This window comes from Candidatus Accumulibacter phosphatis, assembly GCF_012939955.1.
Taxonomy (GTDB): domain Bacteria; phylum Pseudomonadota; class Gammaproteobacteria; order Burkholderiales; family Rhodocyclaceae; genus Accumulibacter; species Accumulibacter delftensis.
On the sequence record NZ_SPMY01000037.1, the window covers coordinates 1 to 14,480 of the forward strand.

General features: G+C 59.9%; 13 protein-coding genes and 1 pseudogene. 2 read left to right on the forward strand and 12 right to left on the reverse strand.

The annotated features are described in order from the left end of the window. Positions 1-332: transposase (locus E4Q23_RS13200; protein WP_169067061.1), on the forward strand; the 332-nt coding region annotated here is incomplete at its 5' end. Positions 333-443: 111 nt separating this feature from the next. Here the strand turns inward: E4Q23_RS13200 and E4Q23_RS13205 are convergent. The 11 genes and pseudogenes from E4Q23_RS13205 to E4Q23_RS13250 form a co-directional block, all read right to left on the reverse strand. Further along, a complete protein-coding gene (locus E4Q23_RS13205) occupies positions 444-1,631 on the reverse strand; it encodes a TIGR03088 family PEP-CTERM/XrtA system glycosyltransferase (protein ID WP_169067062.1) in 1,188 nt (395 codons plus the stop codon). Beyond that, a complete protein-coding gene (gene xrtA / locus E4Q23_RS13210) occupies positions 1,628-3,181 on the reverse strand; it encodes an exosortase A (protein WP_169067063.1) in 1,554 nt (517 codons plus the stop codon). Before xrtA ends, E4Q23_RS13205 begins: the two co-directional genes overlap by 4 nt. 122 nt (positions 3,182-3,303) lie before the next feature. Further along, on the reverse strand, positions 3,304-4,389 hold the full coding sequence (locus E4Q23_RS13215; protein WP_169067064.1) for a FemAB family XrtA/PEP-CTERM system-associated protein: 1,086 nt from the start codon (positions 4,387-4,389) through the stop codon (positions 3,304-3,306). Further along, complete coding sequence (locus tag E4Q23_RS13220; RefSeq protein ID WP_169067065.1) at positions 4,389-5,252, reverse strand: XrtA system polysaccharide deacetylase; 864 nt, start codon at positions 5,250-5,252, stop codon at positions 4,389-4,391. Before E4Q23_RS13220 ends, E4Q23_RS13215 begins: the two co-directional genes overlap by 1 nt. A 193-nt stretch (positions 5,253-5,445) precedes the next feature. Beyond that, a pseudogene (locus E4Q23_RS13225) lies at positions 5,446-5,793 on the reverse strand (UDP-N-acetylglucosamine 2-epimerase); the annotation flags it as partial. Between the two features lie 11 nt (positions 5,794-5,804). Continuing rightward, positions 5,805-6,899 carry an XrtA/PEP-CTERM system-associated ATPase gene (locus tag E4Q23_RS13230; RefSeq protein ID WP_169067066.1) on the reverse strand — a complete coding sequence of 365 codons (1,095 nt, stop codon included), beginning with the start codon at positions 6,897-6,899 and terminating at the stop codon, positions 5,805-5,807. Between the two features lie 9 nt (positions 6,900-6,908). After that, the gene (locus tag E4Q23_RS13235) at positions 6,909-8,528 is read right to left on the reverse strand and encodes a TIGR03016 family PEP-CTERM system-associated outer membrane protein (RefSeq protein ID WP_169067067.1); all 1,620 of its coding nucleotides are present in this window, start codon (positions 8,526-8,528) and stop codon (positions 6,909-6,911) included. Next, on the reverse strand, positions 8,509-9,480 hold the full coding sequence (locus E4Q23_RS13240) for an XrtA-associated tyrosine autokinase (protein WP_169067068.1): 972 nt from the start codon (positions 9,478-9,480) through the stop codon (positions 8,509-8,511). The genes E4Q23_RS13235 and E4Q23_RS13240 overlap by 20 nt, the downstream gene beginning before the upstream one ends. Continuing rightward, positions 9,467-10,474, reverse strand: coding sequence for a GNVR domain-containing protein (locus tag E4Q23_RS24870; RefSeq protein WP_336511686.1), 1,008 nt, complete (start codon positions 10,472-10,474; stop codon positions 9,467-9,469). Before E4Q23_RS24870 ends, E4Q23_RS13240 begins: the two co-directional genes overlap by 14 nt. Then, on the reverse strand, positions 10,374-11,054 hold the full coding sequence (locus E4Q23_RS24875) for a Wzz/FepE/Etk N-terminal domain-containing protein (RefSeq protein WP_336511687.1): 681 nt from the start codon (positions 11,052-11,054) through the stop codon (positions 10,374-10,376). Before E4Q23_RS24875 ends, E4Q23_RS24870 begins: the two co-directional genes overlap by 101 nt. A gap of 112 nt (positions 11,055-11,166) precedes the next feature. Continuing rightward, positions 11,167-11,799 carry an XrtA/PEP-CTERM system exopolysaccharide export protein gene (locus tag E4Q23_RS13250; protein ID WP_169067069.1) on the reverse strand — a complete coding sequence of 211 codons (633 nt, stop codon included), beginning with the start codon at positions 11,797-11,799 and terminating at the stop codon, positions 11,167-11,169. Positions 11,800-12,692: 893 nt separating this feature from the next. Here E4Q23_RS13250 and E4Q23_RS13255 point away from each other — a divergent pair. Beyond that, complete coding sequence (locus E4Q23_RS13255) at positions 12,693-13,526, forward strand: CheR family methyltransferase (protein ID WP_248595436.1); 834 nt, start codon at positions 12,693-12,695, stop codon at positions 13,524-13,526. 175 nt (positions 13,527-13,701) lie between these two features. Here E4Q23_RS13255 and E4Q23_RS13260 read toward each other — a convergent pair whose 3' ends face one another. Further along, positions 13,702-14,469, reverse strand: a complete 768-nt coding sequence (locus E4Q23_RS13260; protein WP_169067070.1) for a 3',5'-cyclic-nucleotide phosphodiesterase — start codon at positions 14,467-14,469, stop codon at positions 13,702-13,704. Positions 14,470-14,480: the final 11 nt, after the last annotated feature.

Sequence of the window (14,480 nt, forward strand, 5' to 3'; positions counted from 1 at the left end):
CGCACCGAGCGGAAGGTCGAAAACAGCAGGACGAAGACCAGGCCAAGTGCGACGAGCACCACCCGGGCTGGCGGGAGCGCCACAGTGAGCCGGCGTCGTTGCCTGAGGGTGCCACACCCGTGCAGACCATGTCCCATCGGCTGAAGACCAAGGAAGGGCGAGCGCGTTACGCGCTACGCAAGCAGACCATCGAACCGGTGTTCGGGATCATCAAGTCGGTGATGGGATTTCGCCGCTTCTCACTGCGCGGTTTGAAGAAGGTCACCGGTGAGTGGACGCTGGTTTGCATGGCATGGAATTTGAAGCGCTTGGCCGTATTGCGTCCACAGTAGGAAAAATGAGGGGGAAACCCTCGGAAAAGCCGGCAAATCAAGGAAATCCGACTTTTTTTATTCCGCATAGTGAAATTCGCGGACTTGACCGGAGTCAAGTCCGACAGGCTGCTAGGGGTGAATCAAAGCCTTGCGGCCGGCCTTGCCGGCATTCACGCTCAGTAGTTGGTCGTAGAGACCCTGGTAACGCCCGCTCATCGCTTGCAGGCTGAAGTGCTGCTCGACCCTGGCCCGCCCCGCCGCCCCGGCGGCACGCGCCTGCTGCGGATCGTTCGCGTAACGGGCTATCTGCTGCGCCATCGCCGCTGGATCGGAAACCGCCACCAGTTCGCCCGAGCGGCCGGCTTCGATCAACTCGGCGTTGCCACCGACATCCGTCGCGATCACCGGCAGACCACTGGCCATCGCTTCGAGGATGGTGTTGGAGATGCCTTCGGCCAGCGAGGGCAGTACGAAACAGTCCAGACCACGCAGTATTTCGGGAATATCGTCACGCTGTCCCGGCAACCACGCCAAACCGGCTACGCCGGCCTCTGCGAGCATCGCCTGCGCGCGCGCGCGCAGCGGGCCGTCACCGATCATCACCAGTCGCAGACGGCTACGCAGCTCGGGAAACTCCGCCAGCACCCGGATGAAAGCCTGCGCCAATGTCGTCTGATCCTTGACCAGTTGCATACGCCCTACACTACCGACCAGCCAGCAGTCCGCATCGGTAAACGGGCAGCCGGCAATCGCCTGGCGTGAGCTGAGCGGATAGAAATGCTGCCCGTCGACGCCGTTATAAATCTGCGCAACACGGGTCGGCGACATACCGACCCGGCAAGTCAGATAATCTTCAAGATCACGCGACAGCGCTATGTAACGGCTGACGAACGGACTATAAAAGCGGCGCAGCCACTGGTTTTTCCGGTTCGAACCATCGAGGTCGCCCACATCACGACCATGCTCACCGTGGATACGCACGGGCACGCCAGCCGCCCAGGCCGGGATGGCGACTTCCAGTGCGGCCAGGTTGCGAGTGTGCACAATGGCCGGGCGCAAACGACGCAACAGTCGCCACAAGCGCGGATAGATCCAGAGCGCATGACCAGGCGGCTTTCCCAACGCAATGAAGCTGACGTCGTCACGAACGATGCGGCGCTTGAAGTCGGTGATCTCGGTCAGTGAAATGACCGCGTGACGATAAGCGGCGCGCGGCATGTGGTTGATCAGATTGACCACTCCGTTCTCGAGACCACCCACGTCAAAGCGGAACACCACATGGACCACCAGCGGACGCCGGTCCGCAGCGACCGTCATTGACCGTCCAGCGTCTGCCGCAGCGCGGCATTGATGGCTGGTCCGGCGGTACGCACGAAGTCTTCAAGTAGCGCCTCCCCGCTACCGCCGCCATCCAGCGGCGTGTAGAGGACGATCAGCGCCGAATCATCGCCTTTGCCGCTCAGGCGCGACAGCGCCATATAGGCTTTGGCCATGACCTCGCTGGCAGTCCAGCGCCCGTTGACCCAGTACCACTGCCAAACCAGCATCCGTAGCGGCGGCTGTCCGCGCAACACGACCGTGCGCACCTTGATTTCCTGTTCGTCAAACAGAATCGCGCGAGTTCCGCCAGCCACTTTCGCCCACAGCGGATCGTTGTTCCTGACCAGGGCATTGTTCGAACTGACCAGCTTGTGCTGTTCGTCCTGGTTCCGGTAGTAGGCGAGGAAGAGTCCCAAAGGGCGCCCGTCCTTCGCGAAGCTGGCCTGGCTACTCGCCGCGTAATTCTCGAAGCTTGGCTGCCACTCGTACAAGCGAGAATCGCTCGCCTGCCAGCCAGCAATCGGGCCGACGCGCGCCGCCTGAGCGATCTGCGGTGCACGATGGTCCTCGATCTGCAATTGCACGAAACTCCAGAAGCCGCCCACCAGGACGGTGGCGACGGCCGCGACCAGTGAACGCGAAGTCGCCGCAAGCGCGGGCGCCGCGGTGCGCGCCGTCGCCTGCGGCGGGTCCTCTAACTCGTCCTCCCGCCAGCGCGCACCGATCCAGAACATGGCCAGGATGACGATACCGAAGAAGAGCCAGCCGTAGATCAGATGGTCGACGCCGACCGCCAACTTGTTGCCCGACAGATGGCCGATCATGACGATCATGTAGGCACGGGCCCAGTTGGCGATAATCGGAACCAGGAAGGAAACGAGGACGAAAAGCAACCGCCGGGTCAACGAACGATAGGTGAGGTAGGCGAACAGCGTCCCGACGGTGACCGAAGCGATCAGGTAGCGAACACCGCTGCAGGCCTCGACCACTGACCAGCTGCCCGTTGGAATCACGAACCTCAGGCCTTCGGCATGCACCGGGATGCCGGAGAAACGCAAGCCAAGAATGGTGAAATGCGCGGTCCATTCCATCAGCTTGGGCATCGTGAAATCGCCGAATGGTACGGCGAAGAACAGGAAAAACAGCGGAAAGGCAATGTGCCGTGCGACTCCCCAGCCGAGGACCGCGGGGACGGCCAGTATCAGCATGGCCACCAGTGCAAACTGGGAAAGCGCATTGACCGCCGCTACCTCGCCGAGCAGCCAGGCAAAACCGACGCCGGCAATCAGGAACACCGCCAGAAAGCTGTAGCGGGGCGCCAGCACGGCGAGACTGGAACGAAGCCGCCAGATCAGCCACAAGGTGATCGGCGGCACGATAAAGCCGTGCGCATAGGTATCCGAGCGCTCCCAGACAGCGGCCATAGTCAACGCCGTCTCGCGAAAGAGGAGCAGGATAAGCAGCAAGGTCAAGACCAGCGTGGGAAGAGCGACACGCCAGGCCGGATCAGCGGCAAGCGAGGTCGGGCGGAGTACGGCTTGGTTCATGGCGTGGCTTTCAACAGGCGAAAACACTCAAGAGTCAGCGAAGGTAGTAAGGTTAGCGAGTTCATGTTTTCATCGATTCAAGCTTGCTCGCGCCTGGCGCAGCAGCGGCCTCCGCGCTACGCCTAACCGAGGTTGCGCACAATGAAAGGGCCAAGCCAGTTGGCGAGGCCAATCGGCAGCCGCCGCCAGGTCTTGATCAGCAACTGGTACTTGGCGTTGGCAGGGTTGTTTTGCGGGATCGAATCACGGCTGTACAGGCAATACTCGTAGAACAGGGGTTGCGGCTCGAAGCCCCAGTTTTTCTTGAAGGAATACGAGCCGGTACCCTGCTTGCTGCGACCGTAGTCAAAGATCTTCAGGCCGCGCTCGCAGGAGCGGCGCATCAACTCCCAGTACTTGAAATCGTTGGCCGCCAACTGGCGCGCCGAAACATCGTCACCGGCGTAGTAAGGCAGGACTTCGTCACGAAAATAAAAACTAAGCACAACACTCAGCGCCCGGCCATTGCCGTCCACCACGGTAAGCGCCTCGCAGTCGCTAGCGAAGACGCGCTGCAAGATCTCGAAATAGCGCCTGGGAAGTGCCGGCGTCCCATGCCGATGAACGTTGTCGGCGTAGAGCGCAAAAAAGCGGCTCAAATCCTTGTCGATCTCGCTGCGCAAGCCATTCTTGATCCCTTTGCGGACCATCGCTCGCTGCTTGCGTGGAATGGCCAGCATGTTGGCCTCGACCGTGGTTTCGAGTTCCTTGCGGAAGCGCACGTAGAGATCCTGCAGCGGCCACTCCGGATGACGATGCTGCAGGTTGCGCAGCTCCAGATGCTCGACACCGAGACGCGTAGCGATGGCCTGCGCTTCGCGCTCCAAGGCCTCGGCCGCGGCCGGGCTGCTTGCCGCGACCCCGCCATAGACGGCAAACGGCAAAGAGACCAGGGAATTTCCGAAAAGCACACTTTTCACCTGCGCCAACGGCAGGACACCCTCGATCGCCCCGGAACGCTCGGCATACAGGAAATGCGTGCGATGCCCGAAGGACTCTTTGAGAACTTGCTGCCAACCGGATTTGTGAAAAAAGGTCGCTTCCGGGCAGCCGTTGACGAAAGCATCCCAGCGGCGAACGGCAGGCCGGTCGGCGGGATCCAGTGTCTTGACGAGCAAGGGTGCACTCGCCGCAACCAGCCTGGCCACTTCCTCGATTGTCGTTTCCATCAATTCACCATTGGCGGCCGCAGCGCGGAAGCAAGGAATACCTCATCCATTCGTCCCCAGCTGAAGTCACCGAGCAAGCGCCTGATACGCGCCTCGGTGTACTGCAGATTTACGTAGTGACGAAAGCGGGTCTTGGTGCTGATGCCGGCGATGCGTGGCTGCTCGGCATCGATTTCCCAGGGATGGAAATAGAAGATCGCCGGCTGCTGATCACGCTGGTTGACTTTCCGCAACAACCAGCGCGACAGCGCGTAGGGCAGCAGGCGGAAGTAACCACCACCGCTGGCCGGCCAGTTGCGGTCGAAATAGCGCAGGGTGGTCACCGGTAGCTCGAGTAGTCCGTCGCGCACGTGATGCGCGAAACGCGGTGCATTGGGCATGCCGTAGTGGTCATGGCGAATCGGGTAGATGCTCGAACTGTAGCGATAGCCGGCGCGGGCGAGACAGTCAAAGGCCCAGAGATTCGCTTCGCCGATCGAAAAACTCGGCGCGCGGTAGCCCTTGACTTCCTCCCCGGAGATGTCTTCCAGCAACTTTTTGGCCGAGCTGATATCGGCCGAAAACTCGGCTTCGCTGAGATCGCTGGCACGCTGATGTCCGTAACCGTGACTCGCCAGCTCGTGTCCACCGGCGACGATACGACGGACGAGCTGCGGGTAGCGTTCAGCAACCCAGCCGAGCGTGAAGAAGGTCGCCCGTGTCTGCGCTTCGTCGAGCATCAGAAGAATTCGCTCGACATTGCGTTCGACGCGGCACTCGCGCGAATCCCACTGCTCGCGAGGAATATACGGGGCCAGCGCGGAGACCTGAAAATAGTCTTCGACGTCGATGGTCAGGGCGTTGGTTATCGGCAGGCCGGACATTTTCTGCTTGTTGTCCAATTGACCACGAGGGAAACGGTCATGCCGTCCATGATGATGTGGGTCGCAAGAGGTGACCAGCGTTACGCGGTACGCAGCGTGTGCCGCGCGAGCAGCCAGGTAGCGAGGTCGGCGACCATCCTCGGTGCCGCCTGGCCATCCCAGAACTCGGGGATGCGACCGCGTTTGCCGGCGCAAGCGAACCGGCGAGCGTCGAATTCACGTCACCGACGACCAGAACACAAGACGGCCGCTGGCTGTCCAGCACCGGCTCGAAACGCTTCATGACGTCGGCTGTTTGCACGGCGTGGGTCCCGGAACCGACTTCGAGGTTGATATCCGGATGGGGCAGACGCAAATCGACGAACAAACGGTCGCTCATATCATTGTCGTAGTGCTGGCCGGTGTGCACCAGAAGCGCCGGCACGGCCGGCTGGTGGGCACTCAAAGCGCGCAGGATCGGCGCCATCTTCATGAAATTCGGCCGCGCGCCAACCACACAGACGACAGGGCCGAGATCGGCAGACCACAGCTCGTCAGCCATCACACTCTCCCTCATTGTTTGGCCCGAACCGCATCGACCAGTTGTTGAATCAGCGAAAGAACCGCTGCATTGCTACGTTCAAGGCGAACAATGCTGCGCTCGATGCGGATCATCCGCTGGTCCGCCTGACCGCTTTTCAATTCGGCAATGGCGCGTGACGCGCGCTCCGCGATATTGGGCTCGAGTTCCAGACGCGAGAGGTCGATATCGAGGATCCCGCTCTCGGTCAGCTGTGCATGCACCGCACTCTCGCTGCCATCGCCGGGGCTGTTCGGCGCGACGACTGAAGGCGATTGTGTTTCTTCCTTGAGCTCGCTGGCCACTTCCTCGACGTCAGCACGCGTAAACTCGCTCTTGCCGGCCAGGAAGCCGGACAACAGCAGGCGATCACAATGCGCGTTGATGCGCCGCGGTATGCCACCACTAGCCTCGAAGATCGCCTCAAAAGCGCCGGCATCAAAACGCGGCGAACCCTGCGCTCCGGCACACTTCAGCCGATGCTCGATGTAAGCCTGTGTTTCGTCCTGAGCCATCGGGCCGATGTGACAGGCGGCGATCACTCGCTGACGCAACTGCTTCATTTGCGGGCTCTGCATGACCTTGCGAAACTCCGGCTGCCCGATCAGGAAACTCTGCAACAGCGCCTGCGTTCCAAACTGAAAATTCGACAGCATGCGCAGCTCCTCAACCGCACGCGGCGTCAGGTTTTGCGCTTCATCAACAATCAGCAAACAGCGCTTTCCCTGGCTCGTCACCTCGACCAGAAAAGCTTCCAGGGCCAGCAGCAGCTCCGACTTGCCAACGTTCTTGCCGCCGACGCCAAAGGCCGCCGCCACCATGCGTAGCGTGTCCTCGGCGTCGAGCTGGGTAGTGACCAGCTGCGCAGCGACCACCTTGTTTGAGTCGAGGTCACTGAGCAGACCGCGGACGATCGTCGTCTTGCCGGCACCAATCTCGCCGGTGACGACGATGAAACCTTCGTTCTGATTCAGGCCATACTCGAGGTAGGCCATGGCCCGCCGGTGCTGCTTGGAAGCGTAATAAAAACTGGGGTCAGGGTTCAGCTGGAAAGGCTTGCTGGTCAAGCCATAGAAGGATTCGTACATGACGGCCGATCAAAAACTATGGAGGAGTGCAGCGGTCAGCGCACTCTCCGTGTAACTGGTCACACCACTGGAAATCACCCGGCGCGCACCAACATTGGCGTTGGTATTCGGCCCAATGCGGGTAGAAAACAGCAGATTTGCGTACTGCGTTTCGGTTTCAGGCGAACCGGCCGTATAGCCCGTACTCCGTTGTTGGCTGAGAGAAAGGGACAAGGACGATAAACCTGTGAGCTTATGCCCCCAGGAAATGGAAACGCCTTGCTGAAGAACCCTGTCCGGAAGCGAAAAATCGTTGGTCACGCCGTTGACCAGGCCCAAAGGCTGTTGCTCACTGCGCGTCGCGGTCAGCGTGACCGTATTCCGAGCGCCCAGCATGGCGAATGAGAGCCGCTGCAACTCCTGTACTTGCTGGCGATCCGTCAGGTAACCATTGACCGCCGTACCATCCGCCGGCAGCCCTCTGCTTTGCAGAGCTTCGGTCACCTGCGCCTCGATCTCGCTGGGAGAGAGTTCGGGATTATTTGCCGCGATGAGCGCATAGCTGGCGTCGTAGTTACTGCCCATCCCAGTATTCGAGACCCCTGACGGCTGCGATGTAACATCCCTGCTGGCCAGAAAGGTCACCAGAGAGCGGCGCATGCGGTGACGGAAATTGACGTCGTAACCCGTTCCGAAGAAACGGTTGCGGACCTTCGCAGCGAGCTGGGTGCGCAAATCGGGTGTCCAGTCGACACCGAAACCGCGAGTGTAGTTGGTCTCCTGATCCAGAGTGACGTAATCGTTCGATTCCCGTCCGCCAAGCAGCGAGACCTGAAACTGCGGATTGAAGCGGTACGACAAGGTGATTCCATAGTGCGACCCATCGGTGTCGCGGCCACGCGAATAGGTGTTTTGCACGTGGCTCGCATCGAGCGCCCAGGTGATGCGACTCCAACGTGTCGAGCCATCGATAACGCCGGTCCACTCACTGGCGTCGTAGTCCGAGGCCAAGTTTGACTGCGAGCTGGTCGTGCTGCGACGGTAGCGTACGAGGTAATCCACCCACCCCAGCATTGTGCCCCGGACGTACGGCGACAGGGAGTAGTTCGAGGTCTCGGTTTGGTTGTTATTGACGTTGGCGGTGCTCGGCGAAACGGCACCGAAGGCTGAAAGATACTGCTGCGAGATGGTCCCCGTGGCGTCGATGAAGAAAAAGTCCTCAACGGCCTCAAGCGCGCCGATGGCTCTCAGGGAATTCTGTGAATTCCTCTGGTTGCTCTCCCTGAGATAGAGTTGCTCGGTATAACCATAGGCCAGACGAAGCTTGGCGCGACTTCCCTCGCCTTTGATTGAGATGCCAGGCGTAATGCCGGTCACCAGATCGCCCGTCTTGTCCGACGATGAAGAGAGGTAGAGGTTATCGGTCAAGGTCTCCCTGACCTGAATCGATGGCTGTATCGTCCAGTTCGCGGCCTGCACCGGTCCGGCGGCGCAGGCCAGGGCGATGACCAGCGGAGAAACGAAGCCCGGGCGCCGAAGCGCACGCCTGCCCCAGGCGAGTAAAGCGTCACCATCAAGAGCAAGCGTCTGTCGCCTCAGACCACGTGCGGCGCACGCGGCCGGGCCTTGATCAAGCACTGTCTGAACCATAACCATAGCCATACCCATAACCATAACCGTAGCCATAGCCGTATCCATCCTGACTACTAGTACGCGCCTGGTTGAGCAGCATCAGCTTTACCGGGCACGACTCAATGGCAGCCAGGGCGTGCTTGACGTCACGGCAAGCCGTGCTTTCTGCCTTCACGACCACCACCACCTGCCCCATGTGGGTAGCCAGCACTCGCGATTCGGTGGTCATCAACAGCGGTGGCGAGTCAAAGATGATGATCCGATCCGGATAGCGGTTAGCCATCTCATCCAGCAGGTCGACCATCCCGCCGCTGGCCAGGAGTTCGGTCGCCCGCGCGTGCTGCGTACCGCTCGGCAAAATAGTCAGTGTTTCGACATTGGTCTTCATCAACACCTGCGAGAGATCAACCGAGTCGTCGGTCAACACGTCGAGCAGGCCGCGCGATGGGGGCAAACCAAGCATCTTGAGCACCGAAGGCTTCGGCACGTCGGCATCAACCAACATCACGGTGTTGTCCATCTCCATGGCAATGCTCATCGCCAGATTGATCGCCGAAAAACTCTTGCCTTCACCGGCAACCGCGCTGGTGACCATGATCAGGTTGCCGCGCTTGACCGGTGCGGCACCCTTACCCATGGCGTTGGCAATCAAGGGCCGTTTGATCACCCGATACTGATCGGCAATCTGCGAGCGCGGCGCATCCGGGCTGATCATACCTCTGGTCGCCAGCGCATTCAGGTCGATTTCGACACGCCGCGAAGCCGGCACATTAGCTAGCGAAGGCTTGCTTGTCGACATCTCGGCACGCTGACGTTTGAGGTCCGCAACCGCTTCGACTCGCGCCACGGCCGCAAGCTCAGCCTGGACTGCCAAAGGCAATGGCTGGGCATCGGCGAAGGAGTCGCTGCTTTCCACACCCGCGTTGCGCAGCTGTGCCAGACGTTTCGCCGCTTGTTCAATGAGGCTCATCGCTTTTCCTTAGGCAGTACGGACGGAAAAAAAGGAACAAGGCAAGAAGCCCCGCAGCATAGGCACCGACCAGCGAAATACAGGCCGCAGAAAAACGGATCAGATCGCGGCGCTGGCTACGTTTCATTATTTCATCGGTGAGCAGGGACACCGTCCCCAGAAGAGGCAGGCTGCAGGCTTCTCGCAGGGTGCGCGAATCGAAGAACGCCGGCCGAAGCTGACTGGCAGCGAAGGTCACAGCCACGCCAGCAGCCAGCGCAATAAGCAAGGTCAGTGGCAGGAACAGGCTACGGTTCGGCGCGACCGGCTTCGGCGACACACGCGGCGGGTCGATCAGTCGGAAATCAACCCCGACGGTGTTAGTGATCTCGCTACCCATGTTGGCCGACTCACGACGTTGAACCAGTTGCTCGTAGTTTTTCTTGTTGATCTCGTAGTCACGGTTGAGTTGGGCAAACTCTGCTTCGATCTGCGGCATCAGTTTGACCGCCTCTTGCATGCGGTCGTAGCGCACCTGATACTCCGCGACGCGGGTCTGCAGGGCGGCAATGGTCGCCTCGGCCTCGGATACCGAAATTGCCAGTTGCTGGTGCACCGGATTGGTCGACATAGGCGTCGAGGGATTCGACGATGCCGCCAGGCGCCGGGCCTTGATCTGCTCCCGTTTCTGCTCTTCGAGTTCCGTGATCAGGCGGCGGACACTGAGCACATCCGGGTGCTTTTCTGTAAACCGCTGCAGCATGGCGTCGAGATTGCGCTGCATGGCGTCCAGTCGGCTGTCGATCTCAGGGATCGACACTCCGGAGATGTTCTCCTGCATTGGTGGGGCAGACAGGAGTGACGGCTCCTCGCCGAGGAGATGGCGAGTAAGCGCCTCGTGGGACTGTTCGGCCTCACGCAAAGCGAGTTTGCTCTGCTCGAGAAGCCTGCCGGCCTCGCTCATCTGAGTGAAGTGGTCCTTGCCCTCGATACTCTGGGTTTCCAGGTTGCGCAACTTGAACTCCTTGAGCCTGGCCTCCGCCTCTCGGAGCTTTTTTTTCGTAGGTCGTGATCTGTTCGTCGATGAATCGGCGCGCCGATTCCGAATCCTTGCGCGCATCACCGAGATTCGATTCGACAAAAATCGAGACCAGCGACTGCACCACGCGTTTTGCATTCTCTGGCTGCGTGTCGCGATAGTTGATGTTATAGATATTGTCGCGCGAGGTATTGGCAATCTTGAGCGACGCCATCAGCCTCTCTACCAGCGCGTCGCGCTCGGCCTTCGACTCGACTCCGAGGTCGAGATCTGCCATGCGGATCAGCTTTTCCACATTGGGCCGGGTGATCAGCGTGCGGCTCAGCATCATCACCTGCTGGTCGATATTGGGTTGCGTAACCAGCCCGGCCATCAGCGGCCGCAGGATCGACTGGGTATCGACAAAAATTCGCGCCGAAGCCTCGTACTTGTCGGGTATCGCCAGCACCGCCGCCACACTCGCCAGAGCAACGATCCAGGCGACGATGATCCCCAGCCAACGACGCTTCCACATGCCGAGCAGTATTGTTGTCGCTTGTCGAAGCAGTTCATCCATCGGATTCAGACTCTATCGGTATCGGTTCGAGGAGTGCCGGCGAGATGACGAAAATCACCGGCAGCGGAGGAAACATGTCAAGGCAGGCATCAAAAGAGATACCAGACCATCATCAGAACCAGCTCTGAGGAATGATCAGCACATCGCCAGGCTTGACATCGACGTTGGCCGATATATCGCCCCGGCGGATCAGATCCGTAAGGCGAACACCGTACTGTTTATTGTCGTCGGACGCGCGTAGCAAGGTCGCGCTGTTGCCATCGGCAAAATCGGTCAAGCCGCCAACCGCAATCATCACGTCAAGCAACGTCATCTTCTGGCGATAGGGGAGTGCCTGCGGCTTCGACGCTTCGCCAACGACGCGAATCTGCTCGCTCTGGCTGCCGACAAAACTAGTCACCACGACCGTCACCACCGGATCGCGGATGAAGACGCCGAGCGCCTTCTCCATATCACGCGCCAACGTCGTCGGCGTCTTGCCCATCGCCGGCATATCCTCGATCAAGGGACCGGCAATCATCCCGTCGGGACGTACGGGAACCGACATGGAAAGCTCGGGGTTGCGCCAGACGATGATATTCACGTTGTCGCCAGGCCCGATAAGGTAGCGATAATCCGGTGAAGCGGCGACCTCCGGGGCGGGCGGAAAGTCGGACGATGCGCAGCCAACGGCAAGTGCGCCGACGACGCCCAACACAAGCCAACGCAACGCAGCGCCAACGACATGATGCAAGCGTGAAACCATGACCCTCTCCTTTTGTAGCCGCCGGCCTGGAAGCGGAATGCGGCAAATCCCCACGACATTGCGCTGACGGGTATCGTAAAGCGCGCCACAGTATAGTTGAATTGTCCCGAGCCGCGAAAGCCTCGCGCCCGGCCAGCATTGCCTGTTGCTTCTGGTTCACGTTGGCGTGCCACAGCTCCTCGGTAACGCGGCGCAGAGCGCCGTAACGCCTCATGCCCAAATCATAACAACGATACGCAGGCGCTAGTGTTGCCTAGCGGCAGGCAGCGCTCAAGTGCTGTTGATCGTCGCAAGCCCCCTGTGAATGGAAGGAGAATACTTGCTTCAGTGCGCTCAACAAGAGGAATAACGCACAGTTCGCAGCATTTCTTTAGGGTCATCGCACACAAAAACATAGAAAACACTATAACACGCTGATATAGAAAGACAAAAAAATTGCCACACTTGGGTAGCACCAGCACCAAAAGGTCATCACATCTTGAGACAACACTGACCATGGAAGTCGCGCAGCCGACTTTCATGGTCAGTGCCGCCACACCAAAAAGAGTGGGCTTGCGACAAACGCCCTCATGGAGGAGCATTGACGTCGCTGAGCAGCGCCAGCCGCCGTCTTGGCGAGAAGCGTCCGTAAAGGCAGCAATCGGCGCCCGCCGAGAGGGGATCAGCGAGACGGGCAGCCCGGCCGTCTGGCGGCAATCGCCTGAACATGAAAGTCGCGCAGGCCACTCACGAATCTCCCCTCCCCCCCCTCGGTGGCCGGGCCGGCGGAGTGAGGCGGGGAATTCAGGGAGCCTGCTCCCTGCCCGTCGAACAATCCGGCGTGCGAGCCGAATGCACGCTGCAGGCACGGGCGACGGTCATGACTTTCATGATCTGGGGTATGTCGACATATCATGACCGTGAGCGAGGTATTGATGGAGCAAGCACCGATCACCGACCAAGAGTTCGCTCTTTTCCAGCGACTAATCTACAGGATTGCCGGCATCAATCTCGCGGACAGCAAGAAGATTCTTCTCGTTGGCCGCTTGCAGCGCCGCCTTCGGGAACGTCAACTCGCCAGTTTCGGCGACTACTATCGCCTGCTCAGCAACGGCCAGCACCCGGACGAGCAGCAGACAATGGTAGATCTGCTGACCACCAACGAGACCTACTTCTTCCGAGAATCGAGACACTTCGACTTCTTGCGCGACGACGTGCTTGGCAGCCGCGAACAACCCCGGAGCTTTCGCGTCTGGAGCGCCGCCAGTTCCAGCGGTGAAGAGGCCTACAGCGTGGCCATGGTACTTGCCGAAGCGCTTCCCAACAGCGCGTGGGAGGTTTTTGGGTCGGATATCAGCACGCAGGTGCTGGCCAAGGCGCGCACCGCCTGCTACCCGGTCAACCGCAACGAAGGCATCCCCGAAGCCTATCGGCGCAAATACTGCCTGCCCGGCGAGCGAGGCAACGACGAGACTTTCCAGATCGCGCCCCGAATCCGCCAGCAGGTACGCTTCGCACAGGTCAATCTGACGCTACCAATCAGCCCGGCGGTTGGCAGTTTCGATGTCATACTCGTACGCAATGTCATGATCTATTTCGATGCCGAGACCAAGCGTAAAGTGGTTGCCAATCTCCTACCGCGACTGCTTCCCGGCGGCTACTTCATCGTTGGCCATTCCGAATCGCTGAACGGCGTCAGCGACCAGTTGTCGGTCGTCAAACCGACAATCTACCGCAAGCCAGAGTGAGTGCGCCGAACGCGCAGCGCGCCGACCTCCGCCACGAGAAGCCCGCATTCACTGCCCATTACGCAGGCGCAAGAACCCCTTCTGCTTGACGATATCATCCCCACAGCCGCCCGCTTCACAGCAAGCCATTTGCCAGTCGCCGCCGGCGGTTGAAAAAAGTCAGAACGTCAGAACATCAGAATTCGAAAATCTGATTGTTCTGCAGCCTCGTTGGCCGGAAGTCGCTGGCGCAGGCTTGAATTTCAGCCATGGTCAATTCGGCCTGGCCTGGCTTGAGATGGCTAATATAAATCTCCGGCTTGATCGTCAGTTTGTGCAACTCGTCGGCGAGCATGCTCGGGCAAAGGTGTTTGGAAATCTCGGCCAGCCGCTGTTCGCGGTTTGCGAAGGCCGTTTCGATCAAAAGATAGCGTAGATTGGCAATGCGGTTGACCACCGGCCAAAAGGAATCATTGACCGTTGTATCACCGGTAAACACCAGACAGCCCGACCCCGAGTCAAGCTGATAACCCACCGCAGGAACCGTATGCTCGGCCGGCAACGCGGTAATCGTTCGCTCTCCGAGGCGGACCGAGCGCCCAAGATCGATAGTCTGGTACTGCATGACTGCGTTCTCACGACTCGGGATAACGCTGAAATCAGGCCAGATGGCCCAGTTGAAAATGTGCTTGGCAATGATCGCCAGGGTTGCCGCGGTCGCATAGACGCGCAGCGGCTTCTCGCGCAGATCGCTGACCGAATCGATCAGCAGGGGCAGCGAAGCGATGTGATCGAGATGCGAATGAGTCAAAAAAACATGGTCGATGCGGGCCAGCTGCGCGCGCGACAGGTCCGCGACCCCGGTTCCGGCATCAACGAGGATATCGTCGTCGACCAGCATTGACGTGGTTCGCAAATGGCAGCCGCCAATTCCACCGCTACAGCCCAGAATCCTGACTTTCATGAGCGCTCCGC

What these genes read in the sequence shown, in the direction of transcription:
- E4Q23_RS13220 (WP_169067065.1), bottom strand. Translation starts at nt 5,252, where the DNA reads ATGTCCGGCCTGCCGATAACCAACGCCCTGACCATCGACGTCGAAGAC.
- xrtA (WP_169067063.1), bottom strand. Translation starts at nt 3,181, where the DNA reads ATGAACCAAGCCGTACTCCGCCCGACCTCGCTTGCCGCTGATCCGGCC.
- E4Q23_RS13235 (WP_169067067.1), bottom strand. Translation starts at nt 8,528, where the DNA reads ATGGTTCAGACAGTGCTTGATCAAGGCCCGGCCGCGTGCGCCGCACGT.
- E4Q23_RS13240 (WP_169067068.1), bottom strand. Translation starts at nt 9,480, where the DNA reads ATGAGCCTCATTGAACAAGCGGCGAAACGTCTGGCACAGCTGCGCAAC.
- E4Q23_RS13260 (WP_169067070.1), bottom strand. Translation starts at nt 14,469, where the DNA reads ATGAAAGTCAGGATTCTGGGCTGTAGCGGTGGAATTGGCGGCTGCCAT.
- E4Q23_RS13215 (WP_169067064.1), bottom strand. Translation starts at nt 4,389, where the DNA reads ATGGAAACGACAATCGAGGAAGTGGCCAGGCTGGTTGCGGCGAGTGCA.
- E4Q23_RS24875 (WP_336511687.1), bottom strand. Translation starts at nt 11,054, where the DNA reads ATGGATGAACTGCTTCGACAAGCGACAACAATACTGCTCGGCATGTGG.
- E4Q23_RS13250 (WP_169067069.1), bottom strand. Translation starts at nt 11,799, where the DNA reads ATGGTTTCACGCTTGCATCATGTCGTTGGCGCTGCGTTGCGTTGGCTT.
- E4Q23_RS13255 (WP_248595436.1), top strand. Translation starts at nt 12,693, where the DNA reads ATGACCGTGAGCGAGGTATTGATGGAGCAAGCACCGATCACCGACCAA.
- E4Q23_RS13205 (WP_169067062.1), bottom strand. Translation starts at nt 1,631, where the DNA reads ATGACGGTCGCTGCGGACCGGCGTCCGCTGGTGGTCCATGTGGTGTTC.
- E4Q23_RS13230 (WP_169067066.1), bottom strand. Translation starts at nt 6,899, where the DNA reads ATGTACGAATCCTTCTATGGCTTGACCAGCAAGCCTTTCCAGCTGAAC.